8 protein-coding genes are annotated in these 18,973 nt (G+C 73.3%); 2 read left to right on the top strand and 6 right to left on the bottom strand.

Going from position 1 to position 18,973, the window contains the following annotated elements; all coding sequences use genetic code 11:
• Positions 1 to 2: 2 nt before the first annotated feature.
• The 5 genes from ACFVH0_RS34350 to ACFVH0_RS34370 are packed head-to-tail and all read right to left on the bottom strand — an operon-like array spanning position 3 to position 14,589.
• Positions 3 to 3,977 carry an amino acid adenylation domain-containing protein gene (locus tag ACFVH0_RS34350; RefSeq protein ID WP_385826684.1) on the bottom strand — a complete coding sequence of 1,325 codons (3,975 nt, stop codon included), beginning with the start codon at positions 3,975 to 3,977 and terminating at the stop codon, positions 3 to 5.
• A complete protein-coding gene (locus ACFVH0_RS34355) occupies positions 3,974 to 8,653 on the bottom strand; it encodes an amino acid adenylation domain-containing protein (protein WP_385826686.1) in 4,680 nt (1,559 codons plus the stop codon). Before ACFVH0_RS34355 ends, ACFVH0_RS34350 begins: the two co-directional genes overlap by 4 nt.
• On the bottom strand, positions 8,653 to 9,705 hold the full coding sequence (locus ACFVH0_RS34360; RefSeq protein WP_385826688.1) for a MupA/Atu3671 family FMN-dependent luciferase-like monooxygenase: 1,053 nt from the start codon (positions 9,703 to 9,705) through the stop codon (positions 8,653 to 8,655). Before ACFVH0_RS34360 ends, ACFVH0_RS34355 begins: the two co-directional genes overlap by 1 nt.
• Complete coding sequence (locus tag ACFVH0_RS34365) at positions 9,690 to 13,214, bottom strand: amino acid adenylation domain-containing protein (protein WP_385826690.1); 3,525 nt, start codon at positions 13,212 to 13,214, stop codon at positions 9,690 to 9,692. Before ACFVH0_RS34365 ends, ACFVH0_RS34360 begins: the two co-directional genes overlap by 16 nt.
• Positions 13,198 to 14,589: an MFS transporter gene (locus tag ACFVH0_RS34370; protein WP_385826692.1), complete on the bottom strand. Its 1,392-nt coding sequence runs from the start codon at positions 14,587 to 14,589 to the stop codon at positions 13,198 to 13,200. Before ACFVH0_RS34370 ends, ACFVH0_RS34365 begins: the two co-directional genes overlap by 17 nt.
• Positions 14,590 to 14,865: 276 nt before the next feature.
• On the opposite strand from ACFVH0_RS34370, the gene ACFVH0_RS34375 reads away from it, so the two are divergent.
• Together ACFVH0_RS34375 and ACFVH0_RS34380 are read left to right on the top strand one after the other, a co-directional pair.
• The gene (locus ACFVH0_RS34375; protein ID WP_385826694.1) at positions 14,866 to 15,252 is read left to right on the top strand and encodes a hypothetical protein; all 387 of its coding nucleotides are present in this window, start codon (positions 14,866 to 14,868) and stop codon (positions 15,250 to 15,252) included.
• 140 nt (positions 15,253 to 15,392) lie between these two features.
• Entirely contained in the window at positions 15,393 to 15,752 is a 360-nt protein-coding gene (locus ACFVH0_RS34380; protein ID WP_385826696.1) for a hypothetical protein, read from the top strand.
• Between the two features lie 101 nt (positions 15,753 to 15,853).
• Here ACFVH0_RS34380 and ACFVH0_RS34385 read toward each other — a convergent pair whose 3' ends face one another.
• Complete coding sequence (locus tag ACFVH0_RS34385) at positions 15,854 to 18,544, bottom strand: BTAD domain-containing putative transcriptional regulator (protein ID WP_385826698.1); 2,691 nt, start codon at positions 18,542 to 18,544, stop codon at positions 15,854 to 15,856.
• Positions 18,545 to 18,973: the final 429 nt, after the last annotated feature.

Here is an 18,973-nt window from a genome sequence, read left to right on the forward strand (position 1 = left end):
TCTCAGTCCCCTCGGAGGGCGGTTTCGAGGACCGCGGCGATCATGGCCGCCGGGCCCTGGGTGAGTACGTCGCTGTGACCGCAGTCCAGTTCGTGCACATCGAGCGCGGCGGTCACGCGCTGCCAGGCCTCGGTCTTCTCGGCCGTGGTCGGCCAGTCGTCGTGCGTCGCCGAGAAGAGCGTCATCGCGCCGTCGTAGTGGGACGGGTGCCAGTCCCGTACGAGCCGGGTGTGATGCGCCCCGATGTCGACGAGGGTGTGCAACCGGTCCTCGGAGAGGCCGTCGAAGCTCGCCCCGCGGGTCCGGGAGAAGAGCGCGGTGCGCTCCAACGGCCCTTCAGGAAGGGGCAGTTCCGGTGCGTGGGAGTGGAACAGGATGCGCAGCATCTCGTCCTCGACGGCGGCGGGGTCCAGCGGGGTGCCCCTGATCCGCTCGGGCATCGGCATGGCGTCCACCACGGCGAGCATCCGGACCTCCTCGCCGGCCCGGCGCAGCCGCACCGCCAGTTCATGGGCGAGCGGGCCGCCGAAGGAACGGCCGAGCAGCAGATACGGTCCCCGTGGCCGGAGTTCACGGACGCTGCGCAGATACAGGTCCGCCATCTCGTCCATGGTGGCCGGGAGTGAGCCGGCACCGGTCAGCAGCGCCGGGCTCTGCAGCGTGTGCACCGGGCGGTCCGGTGCGAGGTGCGGCAGCAGGTTCACGTACGACCAGCTGAGACCGAGCCCCGGGTGCACGCAGATGAGCGGGGTGCGGTCGCCGCCGGTCCGCAGGGTGAGCACATGCTCCAGGCTGTTGTGGTGCGGCCCGGCCGGCGCGTTCGCGGAGCCGGGGCGTTCGCGGGCGGGACGCAGCGGAATCCGCGCGGCGGGGCCGTCGCCCGACGGCGGCGCGTCGAGCAGGGCGGCGAGACCGGCCGGAGTCGGCGCGTCGAACAGGGCGGAGACCGGGATCCGTACCCCGAGCACCGTCTCGACCTTCGACTTCAGGCGCAGCGCGGTCAGCGAATGGCCGCCCGCCTGGAAGAAGTCGGTGTCGGGCCCGACCGCGGGAACCCCGAGCACCGTCCCGAACAGGGCGCACAGCTCCCGCTCGCGCGGGGTGCGCGGCGCCCGGTCGGCCACCGGTTCCCCGGTGGGTCCGGGGTCGGGGAGCGCGGCCCGGTCGGCCTTTCCGTGGCGGGTGAGCGGCACCTCCTCGATCCGGGCCCACAGCGACGGCACCAGATGCGCGGGCAGCCGCTCGGCGGCATGTGCCCGCACCCGGGCGAGGGTGCGGCGCCACTGCTCCTCCGGGCCGCAGGAACCCTCGTCCGCGCTCCGCTCCGGCACCAGCCAGGCGGCCAGCAGCTTGCCGCCCGCCGCGTCCCGCCGGGCACCGACCACGGCCCGCGCCACACCGGGGCAGCCCGAGAGCGCGGCCTCGACCTCGGCGGGCTCCACGCGGAAGCCGCGCACCTTGACCTGGTCGTCGGCCCGGCCCGCGAACTCCAGGACGCCGTCCGGCGTCCAGCGGGCCAGGTCCCCGGTGCGGTACATGCGGCTGCCGGGCGGCCCGTACGGATCGGCCACGAACCGTTCCGAGGTGGCGGCCGGCCGGCCGAGGTAGCCCTGGGCGAGACCGCTGCCGCCGAGGTAGAGCTCCCCGGTGGCACCCGCCGGGACCGGCCGCAGCCGGTCGTCCAGGACATGGGCGCGGGTGTTGTCCAGGGGGCGCCCGATGGGAACGGCCCCCCTACGGCGGGCGCTCTCCCCGTCCGCGGTGTGGGCGGTGGCGAACACCGTCGTCTCGGTGGGGCCGTAGCCGTTGACGACCACCGTGTCCGGGCAGTGCTCCCGGATCCGGAGCACTGTGTCGGGTGCCAGGACGTCGCCGCCGGACCACACCTCACGGAGCCCGGACAGCGCGCCGGGCGCGATCTCCGCCACGGTGCGCAGCAGTTCGGGAGTGAGCATGAGCGCGGTGACCCGCCGTTCCCGTACCACCCGCTCCAGCAGGTCCGGGGTGACCGCCTCGTCGGGGGCCACGACCACGGTCCCGCCGTTCAGCAACGGGATCCACACCTCGTAGGTCGAGGCGTCGAAGGTGTACGGGTTGTGCAGCAGCACCCTGTCGTGGGCACCGCCCGCGAAGCGGCCGTCGGCGGCGAGTTCGGTGATCGCCCGCTGCGGGACGACCACCCCCTTGGGCTCCCCGGTGGAGCCGGAGGTGTAGATCACGCAGGCGGCGGACCCGGGATGGGCCTCGACCCGGTCGAAGGGCGCGGGCCCGGACGCCTCGGTGACGTCCAGCACCGCGACCCCGGCGGGCAGCCGTGCGGCACCCCGGCCCGTCCCCGAGGTCAGGACCAGGGAGGGGGCCGCCGCGTCCATCAGCCGGGCCAGCCGCTTTGCCGGGTGCGCCGGATCGAGGGGGAGCCAGCAGGCGCCCGTCTTGAGTACCGCGAGCTGGGCCACGATCAGGGACGCCGAACGGGGCAGCAGCAGGGCGACGGTGTGCCCCGGTGCCACACCGGCCCGGACGAGGTGGCCGGCCAGCCGGTCCGAAGCGGCGTCGAGCCCGGCGTAGCTGAGCGTCTTGCCGTCCGTGTCGACGGCCGGTGCGTCCGGGGTACGGGCCACCTGGGCGGCGAACCGCCCGGCCGGGGTGGCGGGTTCGGCGCACGAGCGGGCCGGGCCGTCGGCCAGGGCCAGCAGATGACGGCGCTCCGCCGCGGGCAGCGCGTCGATGTCCGCCACCGGCATCCGCGGCGAGTCGGCCAGCTGCTCCAGTACGTGCGCCAGCCGCTCGGCGACCGCGGTCGCCGATATGCCCCGGCGGCAGCTCACCGACAGCAGCAGCCGGTCCTCGGCGACCGCCGCGACCGTGACCGGGTAGTGCGTCGCGTCCGCCACCTTCACCAGGCGGACCGCGGCGGGAGCGCCTTCGCTCCCGGAGCCGCGCGGGAAGTTCTCGAAGGCGATGATCGAGTCGAAGAGCTCACCGGCCCCCACGGCCCGCTGCACCTCGGCGGCGCGGGCGTGGTGGTGTTCCAGCAGCCGGGACTGCTCGTCCTGGATCCGGCACAGCAGCTCGTCGACCCGCTCGTCGTCCCGCAGCCGGACCCGTACCGGCAGGGTGTTGATGAACAGGCCCACCATGGACTCGACGCCGGGCAGATCGTGCGGGCGCCCCGAGACGACCGCGCCGAACACCTGATCGCGGGAGCCGGTCAGCCTGGCCAGGACCAGCGCCCAGGAGACCTGGACCAGGGTGTTGAGGGTGACGCCCGCCGTCGCGGCCCGCCGCACCAGCTTCTCGGTGAGTCCGGTGGGCAGCCACAGCCGCGAACGGTCCGGTGCCGTGTCCGGTCCGGACGGGGACAGCAGCGCCGGCCGCTCCAGACCCTCCAGCGAATCGCACCACGCGGCTTCGGCCTTGTTCCGGTCCTGACCGCCCAGCCACACCAGATAGTCCCGGTAGGGCGCGGCGGGCGGCAGCGGCCGGCCCGCCACCAGGGCGGCGAGGTCCCGCTCGACGACCGGCAACGACCAGCCGTCCAGAAGGATGTGGTGGAAGGAAACGATCAGTTCGGCACCGGTGCCGTGCCGCAGGAACGTGGCACGGACCAGGGGCGGGCGGGCCACGTCGAAGCGGAGCGCCGCGTCCTGGCGCAGCACCTCCTCGGTCCGCGCGTCCGCCTCGTCCGGGGTGAGATCCGTCAGGTCCACCTCCGTCCACGGCAGCTTGACCGCCTTCGGCACGACCTGGACCGGCCGGTCCAGACGCTCGTGCCGGAAGCAGGCGCGCAGATTCGGATGCCGGTCCAGGAGCGCGGCGACCGATGCCCGCACCGTGTCCCCGCCGATCTCGGGGCCGATCCGGAACCGGGCCTGCACCAGATAGGGGTCCGGTCCCTCGGTCTGCCGGGCGGCGTGGAAGAGCAGGCCCTCCTGGAGCGGGGAGAGCGGAAGTACGTCCGCGATGCGCGCGTTCATCGCCGGTCCTCCTCGTCGGCGGTGTCGAGGTCGCCGAAGTCCATCTCCTGCGCGAGCAGTTCGAGCTGGTCCCCGGTCAGGTCGACGAGCGGGAAGTCGGACGGGGCGTGGGCGGCCGCGCCGTCCGGTCCGCAGTGGTCCGCGAGGACGCCGAGCGCCTCGGACCATGCCCCGGCCAGGGCGCGCATCTCGTCCTCGGTGAACGCGCCGGACGGGTAGGAGAAGCTCGCTTCCAGCACGGGCTCGCCGTTCTCCTCCCGGGCCAGCACATCCACCTCCAGGGTGTGCGCGAGCGGCACGGCGTCCGGGCCGGGTTCGAGCAGCCGCCCGCCCGCCGCGTCGGCCGCGGCGAACCGGCCCAGATAGTTGAAGCGGACATCGGGTGCGGGGAGCGCGGCGAGCGCCGGGCCGGTCTCCGGGTGGAGGTAGCGCAGCAGACCCCAGCCGAGCCCGCCGGAGGGCACCGCGAGCAGCTGCTCCTTGACGCACTTCAGGGCCTCGCCGGGCCGGCCGCCGGGCACCACCGATGCCGCACCGATGTCCAGGCGCACCGGGTACTGCGTGGTGAACCAGCCGACGGTGCCGGACACATCGACCGGGGCAGCGACGGCCTCGCGGCCGTGGCCCTCCAGGTGCACGACGAGCGAGGATCCGCTGCCGCGCCGCTGGACGGCCGCTGCGGTCAGGGCCGTCAGCATCACGGCGTCGGGGCGGCAGTTGAAGGCGCCCGGCAGGGTGAGAAGCACACTGCGGGTGAGGTCGGGGTCCAGATCGAAGGTGAGGGTTTCGCGCCGGCCACCCGGCTCCACGACCTCGGCGAGGCGAGCCGTGCGGTCCGCCAACTGACGTTCCCACCAGGGGAGTTCATCGAGCCGCAGCTCGGCCTCCCGGGAGAGCAGCCGGGACCACCGGGTGAACGAGGCGGACCTCGCGGGCGCGGCGTCGTCCTCGCGACGGCCGTCCAGCGCCGCGGCGAGCTCCTGCCCGAGCACCCGCCAGGAGAACCCGTCCACGGCCAGATGGTGCACGGTGAGCAGCAGGGCACCGGGCCGGCCGGAGCCCGGGTCGAGCCATACCGCCCGCACCATCTCGCCGTCCTCGGGACGCAGGGTGATGGTGCGCGCCAGCTCCGTCGCCCGGGAGTGCAGATCGGCGTCCGCCGGCACGGCCACCCGGACGGCCCGCGCACCCGAGGGCGCGCTCTCCTCGGGCACCCGGAGCTCCCAGCCGGTGCCGTCCTCGCACACCAGGCGCATCCGCAGCGCGGCGTGCCGCTCGGTCAGTACGCGGACGGCTCCCTCGATCGCGGCGAGTCCGGTGCCGGGCGCGAGGGGGAACAGCATGGACTGGGTGAACGTGGCGGTGTCCCGGACCTGTTCGCGCCACCAGTGCATCACCGGGGTGAGGGGCAGCCGCCCGGTCCCGGTGTCCTCCTCCTCAGGGGCGTCGCCCTCGGGCGTACGGGCCAGCACGGCCAGCCGGGCCGGGGTGCGTACGGTGAACACGTCGTGCGGCGAGAACACCAGACCGGCCGTGCGGGCCCGCGCGGCGAGCTGGATCGCCATGATGCTGTCGCCGCCGAGGCGGAAGAAGTCGTCCTCCGCACCGGCCTGTTCGACGTCCAGCAGCTCCGCGAACAGCCCGCACAGGACCTCCTCGCGCGCCGATCCGGGAAGCCGGGCGGTGTCCGCCCTCCGGGCGGCGGGCGCGGGCAGCGCGGCCCGGTCGAGCTTGCCGTGCGACGACAGCGGCAGCGCGTCCAGCGCCACCACGGCGGCCGGGACCATGGCCGCGGGCAGCCGCCCGGAGGCGTGCAGCAGCAGCGCGTCCTCGTCGACCGCCGCTCCCGGTGCGGGCACCACGTACGCCACCAGCTGCGCGGAGTCGGCCCGGTCGTGCCGCACCACGGCCACCGCCCTTTCCACGGTGGGGTGTTCGGCGAGCGCGGCGGCGATCTCACCCGGTTCGATGCGCAGCCCGCGCAGCTTCACCTGCTCGTCGCTGCGCCCCAGGTAGTACGTGTTCCCGTGGTCGTCACGGTGGGCGAGGTCGCCGGTGCGGTACATGCGGCTGCCGGGCGGACCGTAGGGATCGGCGACGAACCGCTCGGCGGTGAGCGCGGCCCGGCCCAGGTAGCCGCGGGCGAGCGCGCCACCCGCCAGGTACAGCTCACCGCCCGCCCCGGCGGGCACCGGCCGGAGCCGTTCGTCGAGGACGTAGGCGGTGGTGCCCGCCACCGGTGTGCCGATCGGAGGCGCGGTTCCATCGGCGTCCAGCGGTCCGGAGACGGTGGAGACGACGGTCGATTCGGTGGGCCCGTAGGCGTTGTGGAAGCGGCGGCCGGCAATGGCCCAGCGGGCCACCAGCTCAGGCGGGCAGGCCTCCGCGCCGACGACGAGGGCACGCAGCTCCGGGTGCGGCCCGGCCGGCACGGTCGCCAGCACCGACGGCGGGACGAACGCGCAGGAGATCTGCCGCTCGGTCAGTACCGCCCCGAGGTCCTCGCCCACGAGCGGACCCCGCTCCGGCAGCACCAGCGTTCCGCCGGAGCCGAAGGCCAGGCACAGTTCGCCCACGGAGATGTCGAAGGAGGGCGGCCCGAGTTGGAGGACCCGGCTGTCCGCGTCCAGTGCGAGGCCGTCCACCAGGCTCCGGGTGAGCGCCGCCACCCCGGCGTGGCTGACCACCACGCCCTTGGGGGTGCCGGTGGAGCCCGAGGTGTGGATGACATGGGCGGCGTCGTGGGGTTCGGGGCCGCCCTGCGGAAGCGGTTCCCCGGCCCAGGCGTCCTCGTCGAGGACCAGGGTCGGCAGACCGGTGTCCAGGAGCGCGGCGCCGGGTTCGGTGACCAGGAGCACCGGCGCGGCCTCGGCGAGGACCCGGCGGATGCGCTCGGCCGGGTGGGCGGGATCGACCGGCAGATAGGCGGCGCCGGCACGCTGCACGGCCAGCGCCGCCACCGGCCAGTCGCTGCCGCGGGCGAGCGCGAGGGCCACGATCCGCCCGGGACCGGCACCCAGGCGCACCAGCCGGCCGGCCAGCCTGGCCACCCGGTCGTCCAGCCGGGCATAGCTCAGGGTGTGCCCCGGGGACTCGATGGCCGGCGCGTCCGGCGTGCGGGCCGCCTGCCGGGTCACCAGCTCGGGCAGCGACACCGGGGCGGGAGCGGCGGGCCCGGCGGACCCGGCGAGCAGCTCACCGCGCATGGCCGACGGCACCACGTCGATGTCACCGATGAGCGCGTCCGGGTCGGCGGTGATCCGCTTCAGGAGCTCGACGTAACACTGCGTCCAGCGGGCCACCGTCCCGGGGCCGAAGACATCGGTACGCAGCCCGAAGCTGCCCTCCATGCCGTCACCGCTGTCCTTCACCACGCCGACCAGGTCGTGCTCGCCGCCCGTGTGGATCCGCTCGGGCTCCGCGAACTCCTTCATCACCGAGACGCTCGGCTGCTGCGTCAGGTGCATGAACACCCACTGGTACAGCGGGGCCCGGCCCGCGCTGCGCTCGGGCGCGGCGGCCGACACGATCCGGCCCACGGGCACGTCCGCGTTGGCCATCAGATCCGGGAAGTCGACCGCGAACCCGGCGAGCAGCTCGGCGAACGACCGGTCCGGAGCCACCTTCCAGCGGGTCGGCACGGCATTCATGACGTACCCGATGACCTGGTCGAGGCCCTTGGCCGCGCGGTTGGCGATGGGGGTGCCGATCACCAGGTCGTCGGCGCCGCTGACCCGGTGCGCCAGGACGGCGAACGCCGCCATGAGCACGACGTACACCGAGGCGCCGCGCTCCCGGGCCAGGGCCCGCACAGCGGCGGTGGTCGGCGCGTCGATGCGGAAGGGCACCTGCGCGATGCCCTCGCCCCCGGCGACACCGCCGTTGCTGCCCGGCACCGTCAGCGGACCGGGCGGGTCGGCGAGATAGCGCCGCCAGAAGTCGAGCCGGCTCGCGAAGACCCCGGACTCCGCCAACTCGCTCTGCCAGGAAGAGAAATCGGCGTACTGCACGGCCGGCCGGGTCAGCGGCGGCTCCAGACCGTCGCGCAGCGCGCCGTAGGCACGCGCGAACTCGTTCTGCAGCACATCGAAGGACCACCAGTCGCTGATGGTGTGGTGCAGACTCAGCATCAGCGTGGAACGCCGTCCGTCGACCCGGACGAACCGGGCCCGGATCAGCTTGTCCCGGCCGAGGTCGAAGGGGCGGCTGCGGAAGGTCTCGAAGGCCTCGTCGATCGAACGGCCGGTGCCCCGCAGATCCTCCCGCTCCAGGTCGAATGGCCCGTCGTCGGGGAACTCGACGTGCAGCTCGCCCGACGGGTCCGACACGATCCGGGTCCGAAGGATGTCGTGGTGACGCTGGATCAGCGTCAGCGCCTCCTCCAGGTGCGCCGGGTCGACGGGCCGCTCGAAGTGGTAGGCGGCGCACAGGTTGAGCGCCGGGGTGCCGGGATACAGCGAGTCGTACACCCACAGGTCGTGCTGCGCTGGGCTGAGCGGCACCCGGCGGGCCGGGTCGCGCGGCGGTATGACGGCGGGTATCTCACGGGCCCGGCCCGCCTCCAGGAGACGGCGCAGCAGACGGACCCGCTGCTCCCGGCCGAGCGCGCCGAACCGGTCGGCCATGGAGGGGGATGCCGCGACCGGGACGGTGCGCGAAACGGTGGGGGCGCTCATCACAGGTTCTCTTTCAGTTCGGCCAACCGGTGCAGCCCGGCCAGTACGTCGTCCCGTCCGATGCCGAAGTCGATGAAGCAGGCGACCTCGTCGACGCCCAGCTCCGCCAGATCGGCGAGCATCTTGTTGCAGTGGCCGGGGGAGCCGAGCAGGCTGCCCCAGCTCAGATAGCGCTCGAACGCGAAGTCGGCGAGCATCGCGGTCTGTTCCTCGGTGAGGCGCGCGGTCGTGGGGTCCGCGGAGCGGTTGGCCGCGGTCTGTCGTACGTACGAGGCGAGATAGGTCTTCAGGGGGGCGCCCGCCATCCGGCGGACCTCCGCGTCGTCGCTGCCGACGTAGGTGTGGGCCATCAGCGTGACCCGGCCGTGCGCGTCGGTGCCCCGCTGGTCGGGGGCCTCGGCGCAGGCGGCGCGGTAGCGGGCGATCTTCTCGGCCAGCTCGTCCCGGCTCTGCCCGACGGTCGCGCCGAGCACTCCGGCGCGCAGCCGTCCGGCCGCCTCCCAGGTCTCCGGGTTGCCGGACGTGGTGACCCACAGCGGCAGGGTGCCCTGCACGGGCCGGGGCTGGGGCGTGACGGAGACCGGGTCGCCCGTGCCGTCGGGGTACTCGGCGGGCTCGCCCGCCCACAGCGAGCGCAGCCGGGGGATCGTCTCCAGGGCGGTCCGCCGGCGGTCCGCGTACTGCTCGGGGGCCAGCGTGAAGTCCTTGGAGTGCCAGCCGGTGGCGACGGAGAGGCCGACCCGCCCGTGCGAGAGGTTGTCCACGACGGCCCAGTCCTCCGCCACCCGCAGCGGGTGGTGCAGCGGCAGGACGACACTGCCCGCGCGGATCCCGATCCGCTCGGTGGCGACGGCGAGCGCCGCGCTGAGCACCGGCGGGCTCGGGAAGACCTGTCCCACCTGCTGGAAGTGGCGCTCGGGGGTCCAGACGGCGTGGAACCCCAGCCGGTCGGCGGTCCGGGCCACGGCGAGGATGTCCTCGTACGTCTCGGTGTGCCGGGCCTCGCCGGCGGTGGTGCTGTCCGCACCGAAGAACATCACACTGAGGTCCACTGCCACTCCTCCTGCTTTCTGCTGGGCTGGGTCTGGGATTCCGTGCGGCGCGGCACCCGGGGGCGGCGCGGGATGGGGGAAGCGGCGGCGGGGGCGGGCAGTTCGACCGCCCGTTCCAGTTCGGCGGCGAAGGCGGCGACCGTGGGCGCGGCGAACAGCTGCGCCACCGTCACCTGCCGGTGCGCGCCGAGCCGGGCCACGGCGCGCACCGCGCGCAGCGAGTTGCCGCCGAGGGCGAAGAAGTCGTCGTCCGGGCCGGCGCTCGGCACCCCGAGGACCTCGCACCACACGGCGGCGATCTCGCGTTCCAGCGCGGTCATCGGGCGCTCGGCGGCAGTTTGTCGCCGGACCGGTGCAGCGATCCGGTCGCTCCGGACGGCCAGGCGTGGCGGTGCGGCGATGCCCAGCCGCGACAGGGGCGTGTCGGGGGCTGCCGCTGCCTTCTCCAGGGCCTGCGGGAGAGCGTCCGCGAGCCACTGGACGAACTCCGCCTCCAGCGCCTGCCCGCGGTACTCGAACGTCAGCGTCAGCCCGTCCGGTGCGCCCTCGGCCGAGGTGGAGTCCGTGACGTCCACCAGGAGTTCGAACCGGGCGGCGCCGGTGCGTACCACTTCGACGCCGTCCTCGGCACCGGGCAGCGCGACCTCGGCCCGTGCGTTGTTCTGGAGCGCCAGCACCACATCGGTGAACGGCTGACGGCCTGGGGAGCGCGGCGGGTTGAGCGCGCCTACCACGTCCTCGAACGGCACGTCCTGGTGGCTGAACGCGGCGAGGTCCGTCTCCCGGACCCGGGCGAGCACCTCGGCCGTGGTGGGGTCGCCGGACAGATCGGTGCGCAGCACCAGCATGTTGACGAAGAACCCGACGACGTCCTCGACGCTGCCGTCCCCGGCGCGTCCGGCCACCGGCGCGCCGATCGCCAGGTCCTCGCCCGCCCCGGCCCGTACCAGCACGGTGGCCAGCGCGGCGTGCAGGGCCATGAAGAGGGTGGCGCCCCGGGTCCGGGCCGATTCGACCGCCCGGGCGTGCGCCGCCGCGTCGAGGCGGCGCACCACGACCTGCGCGGCGGGACCGGGGACGGCGGGGCGCCCGGCACGGCGGGGCAGCAGCGGACCGTCGGCCGCCAGCCCGTCCAGCTCCTTGCGCCAGTAGGTGAGCTGGCGGGCGGCGAGGGCATGCGGATCGGACGGTGAGCCGAGCCGGTCGAGCTGGTGACGGGCGTGCTCCGCGTACTGGACGGTGAGCGGGGGCAGCCCGGCCGCGTCCGTGCCGTGGACCCGTGCCCGGTAGGCGCGGGACAGATCGCGGAAGAGCGGCCGCAGCGACCACCCGTCCCCGGCGATGTGGTGGACCAGGACCAGCAGCGCGTGCTCGTCCGGCCCTTCCCGCGAGGTGAACAGGGTCGCGCGTACGGGGAGTTCGGCACGCAGATCGAAGCGGTGGCGGGCCTCCCGCTCGATCTCCCGGTCCATCGAGTCCCCGGCGGTCCGAAGGTGCCGGAACGGAGGCCGTGCGGCCGCCCCGCTCAGTACCCGGCGTACGGGCGAGCCGTCGCACTCCTCGAAGACGGTGCGGAGGACTTCGTGGCGTTCGGCGACCCGGGCCAGCGCGTCGTCCAGCGCGGCCACGTCGACCGCACCCCGCAGCCGGACCAGCATCGGCAGGTTGTACGCGGCGCCGGCCCCGATCCGGTCCAGGAACCACAGCCGGTGCTGCGCGTGCGACACCGGGAGCGCCCCGGAGGCGTCGACCGGCGCGGTGGTGGGCGCGGGGCCTGCCGGGGGAGCGGTGTCGACGAACGGGGCGAGCAGCGCCGCGGTGGGTGCTTCGAAAAGTCCGCGGATGTCGATCTCGGCGCCGAGCACGGTACGGATCCGGCCCAGCAGCCGGGCGGCGAGCAGCGAGTGGCCGCCGAGGGCGAAGAAGTCGTCGTCCGGGCCGACCCGGTCCGTGTGCAGCACCTGGGCGAACAGCTCGCACAGCGCGGCCACGGTGCCGCTCGCCGCCGCCCCGCCGACGAGGGCCGTCGCGGTGCCGGGCTCCGGCAGGGCGGCCCGGTCCAGCTTGCCGCTGGCGGTCAGCGGCAGCTCGTCCAGTGCCACGAAGACCGCCGGGACCAGGTAGTCGGCCAGCACATCGCGGGCGTAGGCGCGCAACTCCGCCTCCCGGAAGCCCTGCCGGGCACCGCCGCTCGGTACGACATAGGCGGTGAGCTGGCGGTCGCCCGCCGGGTGCTCATGGGCGAGGACCGCGGCCCGGTCGATGCCGGGGTGCCGGGTCAGTACGCTCTCGACCTCGCCCGGCTCCACCCGGAAGCCCCGGATCTTCACCTGGCTGTCGGCCCGGCCCAGATATTCGAGGACGCCGTCGGCACGCCGCCGCCCGAGGTCACCGGTGCGGTAGACCCGCTCACCGGACGGGGAGGCGACGAAGCGCTCGGCGGTCAGCGCGGGCCGTCCGCGGTAGTCACGGGCGAGGCCCGCCCCGGCGGCGTAGATCTCACCGCTCCGCCCGTCCGGCACCGGACGGAGCTCCTCGTCGAGGACGTACAGCCGCTTGCCCGCCAGCGGACGGCCGATCGGCACCGGGCCCGAACCGAGTTCGGCGGCGCTCACCGGGTGGACGGTCAGGAAGACCATGCATTCGACGGGGCCGTAGCCGTTGCTCAGCCGCAGCTCCGGCCGGCGCTCCAGGGCGCGTGCCGCGTGCGGCGCCGACATGGCCTCGCCGCCCACCACGAGCTCCCGCAGTCCGTCCATCACCTGCGGGTACTCGTCGACGACGACGTTGAAGAGGGAGGCCGAGAGGTACATGGAGGTGATGCCGTGCTCGGCGACGAGCCGGGCCATCAGGAAGGGTTCGGGGCGCTGTCCGGGATGCAGGACGCAGGTCCCGCCGTTCATGAGCGGCCCCCACAACTCCAGAGCGAACGCGTCCCAGGACAGTGGCGCGCACTGGAGCCAGACCGCGCCGGGGCCGAAGGACGCGAAGTCCTGCCCGGTGAGGGTGGCGGTGATCGCGTGGTGCGAAGCGGCGATGCCCTTCGGCCGCCCGGTCGATCCGGAGGTGAACATCACGCAGGCGATGTCGTCGGGCCGTACCGGGACGGCGCCGCGCGGCAGCGGCCGCGCCCCGGCGGCGTCCGCCACGTGCACCCGGGTCATGTCGAGTGCCCCGGGCGCGGTGTCGCCGGCCGTGACGACCACGGCGGTTCCCGCGTCCTCGGCCATCGCGCGCAGCCGTTCGGCGGGGAAGCCGGGGTCCAGCATCACGTAGCCCGCCCCGGCCTTGAGGATGCCGAGGACCGTCACGACGAGTGCGGCGGAGCGCTCCAGGTACACGCCGACCGTGTCGCCGGGCCGGATGCCCCGGGCGGCCAGCAGGCCCGCCAGCCGGTCGGCCCGGTCGTCGAGTCCGGCGTAGTCGATCCGTTCGCCGCCGTCGATCAGCGCCGTCGCGCCGGGCGTCCGCGCCGCCTGCTCCTCGAACAGTTCATGCACGCACCTCATCGCGGTCACCTCCCCGGCTCTCGCTCTGCCCGGCCGGGTCCTGCGGTGCGTCGAGGTCGGGCAGCAGGGTGTCGATGTCCCTGATCGAGCGGCTGGCCAGGCCCCAGAGGGCGACCGCGGTCCCGCCGATTCCGGCGAGGAGCAGCATGGCCGCCATGCCGGTGCCCGGGCCGTCGCCGACGAGGGGGCCGAGCACGGTGAAGAGCCCGGAACCCCGGGCGGCCATCGGTTCGAAGACGTGGTCGGCGAGCGGACCGGAGACCGCCATCGCCAGGGGTACGGAGATCTGCGACAGGAACATCACCGCGCCGAAGACCCGGCCCTGCCATTCGTGCGGGACCTTGGTCTGCACGATCGTCTGCATCGAGGCGTTGACCGTGGTCATGAGCAGGGCGCCGATCAGGATGGCCAGGCACCAGCCGGTCACATTGCCGACCAGGCCCATCACCACCAGGGCGGACAGGCACATGCCGACCACGCCGAGCATCATGCCCCGGCCCCGGTTCGCTGGACCGCCCCAGGCCGCCATGAGCAGGGCACCGGCCACTCCGCCGATGCCGACCGAGGTGTTGACCGCGGCGAGCGCGCCGTTGCCGGCCCGGAGCAGCACCATCGGCGAGATGAGGGCGAAGCCGAAGACCATCACGAGGTTGACGACACAGAAGTTGACGATCAGGTCGCGCAGGCTGGGTATCCGGAACAGGTAGCGCAGCCCTTCGACGGCATCCGCGGTGATCCGCCTGCGCGGTGCGTCGGGGTTCTTCGTCACCCGGTCGCCGTTGAAGCGCACGATCTGGATGCCGATGAGGGCGAACGCGTAGCTGGCCACGTCGACCAGGAGCGTCGGCCCGATCCCGAAGAGCGCGACGAGCAGACCGCCCAGCGCGGGGCCGCCGATCCCGGCGGCACTCTTCGCACCGGCCAACAGCCCGTTGGTGCGGTCCAGCTGGTCCTTGCGGACCAGCAGGGGAACGGCCGAGGACAGGGCCGGGAACTGGAAGGCGGCACAGACGCCGAGCAGGACGGTGGCCGGATAGACCTGCCAGGCATGGAAGGCGCCGACGTAGTGGAGCAGGGCCAGGGCGCCGACGACGAGGAGTCCGCCGGCGTCGGCTATCCGCAGCGCGGTGCGCTTGGGTATACGGTCGACGATTGCGCCCGCAATGGGACTGAACACGGCCTGCGGCAGCATGGCGCACAGGGAGAGGACGGTGACGGCGGTCGCCTTCCCGCCGGCCGACCAGACCTCGACGATGAAGGCGAACCGGACCGCCGCGCTTCCCGCCAGGGACACCGCCTGACCGGACCAGACAAGGAGAAAGGGCCCCATTCCCGAGAATCGACCGGGAATGTCCGCTGATATCCGGGTGCCCATCAGGATCCGGATCCCTTGTGCACCGACATCCGGCACACGGTGCCGGAGCCGTCGAATGGTTTGGTTGCCACGCCTCAATCCCCCAGGATGTCGCGTCCTCTGCGGATCACCACGGATCCCCGTCTGAATCGAACGGCGTCATCATGCGGTGACCGATTACCGCTGCGTTCCCTTCGCGAACGCGGGAACGGGAAGGAAGCGGGAACGGTTCGGGAGGGAACCGGGAGCAGGGAGGGCAAGGGTTGCCCCGTAGTTGTCTGCAGAAGGAGTAACTCCGTGAAGGACCCCAGGGATCGTTCGCCCGACGGGACGGAACTGCGCCAGGCCCTCCAGGACCTGTCCACCGTGGAACGGTGGGCCGAGCGTGTGGCGTCCGGTGTCCAGTCCCATCCGTACACCGCGCCGGAGTCCTGGGAGGGGCCCCAGCTCAGCGTCGAGACCAGAACCGAGAACGGCATGCACACGGTGGCCGGGATCGTGACGTGGCCGCCCGGGGACGGTGCCGGTCCGGCGGCCCTGGACGAATCGGAGCGCGCGGTGCTCCGTTCCCTGGTGAGATCGCTGCTCGACCTGGCCGGCCACGAGTCGGGAACGGCCCGCACGCGCGTGGTCCTCACCCCGCTCGGCCCCCGCGTCGCCGCCTGTCAGCTAGACGCGGAATAGGCGGTTGCCGGTCCGTTCCCGCGGCAGTTCCCGGAGGCGGTATCGGGGCAGGAACGGACCGGGAACGCCGATCAGCAACATCAGTGGTGTCGGGAAGCGGAACACCGCAGAACCTCACAAACACCACTTAGGGGCGGGACATGGGACGCAAGCTTGCTGGGCTCTTCGGGATCATCGCGGCGACGCTGGCCTTCGGCATCGGCACGGTGGTCGAGGCGGGGCAGTCGCACGACGCCCGGAGCATCCAGCAGGTTCTCGCCGACGACAAGGGCCCGACGGTGATCGGTACCACGGGCGCCGACGACGACAAGGGCCCGACCGTCATCGGCACCCACCTGGTCGCCGACGACAAGGGCCCGACCGTCATCGCCCGGACGATCACGGACGACAAGGGCCCGACGGTGATCGGCACCACCGGTACCGACGACGACAAGGGCCCGACGGTCGTCGGTACCACGGGCACCGACGACGACAAGGGCCCCACGTCCCCCGTCATGTGACCCCACCGCCTCGACACCCGAGCCCCGCACCGGACCACGGTGCGGGGCTCGTCGCTGTACGTCCCGGGGTACGGGGACGGTGACGGCGGCGCTGTCGGACGTCAGCTGCGCCGGTGATCCGGGGGCACGCCCATCCCGTCGAAGAGCTGCTCGGCCTCCGCCCGGTACTGGGCCGCCTCCGGTGTGTCGCCGAGGGCATCGGCCATGCCCGCCAGGGCGTAGGCCTGCTCGATGCGGTAGCTGAGGGTCGAGGCGAGCTTGTGGGCATGGGTGTGCAGCGAGAGCGCCGCCGCCACATCGCCCTGCCGTCGGCGCAGCCGGCCCACGATGTTCTCCACCTTGGCCCGGCGCAGCGGCGAGGGGTTGGTCCGCATCATGTCGAGAGCGAGCTCCGCCTGGTCCGGGTCGCGCGGCGCCATGCCCAGCCGGTGCTCCACATCTGCGGACAGCGCCAGGGTCAGGGCGAGGTTCACCTCGTTGCCGGCGTCCCCGTACAGCGCGCGGGCCTCCGCCAGACAGCGGTCGGCCTCCTCGTACGCGCCCAGGCCGACATGGGCGAAGGCGAGGTCGGTGATGGCGCCGGGAAGTCCCTCGTGCTGTCCCAGTTGCCGGCTCAGTTCGGCCGAGCGCCGGGCCGCGTCCCGCGCCTCCTCGTACCGTCCCCACTGCTCGTAGAGGGTGCTGAGCATGGTCAGGCTCTCGGCCTCCGCGCGCGGCATGTCCAGATCGCGTTCGTGCGCGATCGCCGTCTCCATGTGGCCCAGGGCCGCGGAGAAGTCGCCGAGCAGGCTGTTGAACTGGCCGAGGATGCTCTCGCTGTGGGCCTGGGTGTGCAGATCGCCGAGCCGGACCGCGACGTCCCGGCTCTCCCGGGCGGCTTCGAGCCCCTCGGCGAGACGGCCGAGCTTCCAGCAGGCGACGCCCAGGTTGGACAGGCTCACCCCCAGCAGCGCCAGGTCCTGGAGCCGGCCGGCGGCGGAGACCGCGACCCGGCTCAGCTCACCGAACTCCTCCAGCAGCCCCAGGTCGTTGAGCTGGAAGACGAGATTGCGGGCCAGGCACACCACATAGCGGTCGTGGCCCCGGCGCTCGGCGAGCTTGACGGCGGCGAGGAGCGAGCTCTGTTCGCGCAGGAACCACTTCCGTGCCGTCTCGGGGGTGCCGAGGTCGGGCAGTTCGGCCTTGGAGGGCTCGATGCCGGTGTTGCGCCGGCGCCGCCCGGAGTAGAGGAGATCGCAGGCCACCTCGGTGGCGGTCAGGTAGTAGCCCAGCAGCCGCTCCACCGCCACGGAGTCCTCGGGGGACTCGACGAGCAGGCTGTGCGCGAAGCTGCGGACCAGGTCGTGGAAGGTGTAGAGACCGATCTCCGGCTGCTGCACGAGGTGCACGTCGAGCAGCATCTCCAGCAGGTCCTCCGCGTCCCGGGCGCCCGAGCCGAGCAGCGCACCGGCGGCATGGATGTCCATGTCGCTGCCCGGGTGCAGGGCCAGCGTCGAGAACGCGTTGCGGCACTCCTCGTCCAGGGCCTGGTAGGACAGGCGAAGGGTGGCGGAGACGCTCCGGGCACCCGAGCTGAGCTCGTCGAGCCTCCGGGTCTCGTCGCGCAGCCGCTCCGCCAGGTACTGGAGGGTCCAGCGCGGGCGGTTGCGCAGCCGGGCGGTGGCGATCCGCAGGGCGAGGGGGAGATGGCCGCAGAGCCGGGCGATCTCCGCGGCGGCCTCGGGCTCGGCGGCGACCCGCTGGGCCCCGAGGGTCTCGGCCACCAGCATCGCGCTGTCCTCGGGCGGCATCACCCCGATGGAGATCCACCGGGCGCCGTCCAGATCGACCAGCCGGGCCCGGCTGGTGACCATGACGAGACTGCCGGGGGAGACCGGCAGCAGCGGGCGGATGGCGGCGGCGTCGGCCGCGTTGTCGAAGAGGATCAGCAGCCGCTTGCCGACCAGGGTGGCGCGCCACAACGCGGTGCGGGCGGGCACGTCGTCGGGGATGAGGTTGCCGGGTACGCCGACGGCCCGCAGCAGGCTGTCGAGCGCGATGCCCGCGGTCACCGGCTGGTCGCCCGGCGTGTATCCGCGCAGATCTATGTGAAGTTGACCGTCCGGGTACTGCGGCGCGAGCCGGTGCGCGGCCCGTACCGCGAGGGAGGTCTTGCCGCAGCCGCCCATGCCGTCGATGGCGACGATCTGCGGGCCCTGCTCCCCGCCGGCCTCGGCACCACGCAGGATCTCGGCCAGTTCCCGGTCCCGGCCGGTGAAGTCCGCGAGGTCGTACGGGAGGGTGCTGGGGGGTTCCGCGGGCAGCGCCACGGCCAGCACCGGGGCGGCGGCCGGCTCGGGACCGGCCAGTTCGGGGCTCTCCCGCAGGATTCCCTCGTACAGCTTGGTGAGGTTGGGGCCGGGGTCGATGCCGAGCTCCTCGGCGAGGAGTTCGCGTACCTTGCCGTACTCGTCCAGGGCCTCGGCCTGCCGCCCGGACCGGTACAGGGCGATCATCAGCTGGCCGCGCAGGGACTCGCGGAGGGGGTGCTGCTGGACCAGTTCCCGCAGTTCGACGACCAGTTCGGCGGACTCGCCGAGCGCGAGGTGGAGTTCGAAGAGCTGCTCCGCCGCGGTCAGGCGACGCTCCTCGATGGAGGTCGACGCCGCCTCGATGACGGGGCCGCCGCTGCCCGACAGAACAGGCCCCCGCCAGAGGGCGAGGGCGCTGCGCAATATCTCCGCGGCTTCGGCCGTACGGCCGTCGGACGCCGCGATCTTCGCTTTGCGTATCAGTAGGCCAAATTCGGCCACATCGATTTCGCATTGTTCATGGGCGACGCGATAGCCGGGCCCGTCGGTCAGGAGGACCTCGGCGCCGCCGGGTATCCGTCTTCGGAGATCCGCAACTGCCTTACGCACTTGGTGCGGTGCCGTCGTGGGCGGTTCCTCGTCCCATGCCGCCTCGACCAGCCGGGAAACCGGAAGCACTTTTCCGGGATCCAGGAGCAGGGTGGCCAGAACTCGCTCCTGTATGACTCCGCCCAGTCGCAGTCGAGTCCCGTTGGACCAACCCTCAATCGGACCAAGAATGTTGAAGCGCAGCCGAAACTCTTCCGTAGATGACACGCATCCTCCCCCTCAGCTCTGCGCACCCGCAGCGCTTCCCCAGCGCGAGGCGATCGTAGCCCCTGCCATGAGGAACGCGCGGTACCGCACCGGGAAGAGTTCGGGAATGGCTCG

This window comes from Streptomyces sp. NPDC127117 (assembly GCF_042677325.1).
Classification (GTDB): Bacteria; Actinomycetota; Actinomycetes; order Streptomycetales; family Streptomycetaceae; genus Streptomyces.

What these genes read in the sequence shown, in the direction of transcription:
- ACFVH0_RS34370 (WP_385826692.1), bottom strand. Translation starts at nt 14,589, where the DNA reads ATGGGCACCCGGATATCAGCGGACATTCCCGGTCGATTCTCGGGAATG.
- ACFVH0_RS34365 (WP_385826690.1), bottom strand. Translation starts at nt 13,214, where the DNA reads ATGAGGTGCGTGCATGAACTGTTCGAGGAGCAGGCGGCGCGGACGCCC.
- ACFVH0_RS34355 (WP_385826686.1), bottom strand. Translation starts at nt 8,653, where the DNA reads ATGAGCGCCCCCACCGTTTCGCGCACCGTCCCGGTCGCGGCATCCCCC.
- ACFVH0_RS34350 (WP_385826684.1), bottom strand. Translation starts at nt 3,977, where the DNA reads ATGAACGCGCGCATCGCGGACGTACTTCCGCTCTCCCCGCTCCAGGAG.
- ACFVH0_RS34380 (WP_385826696.1), top strand. Translation starts at nt 15,393, where the DNA reads ATGGGACGCAAGCTTGCTGGGCTCTTCGGGATCATCGCGGCGACGCTG.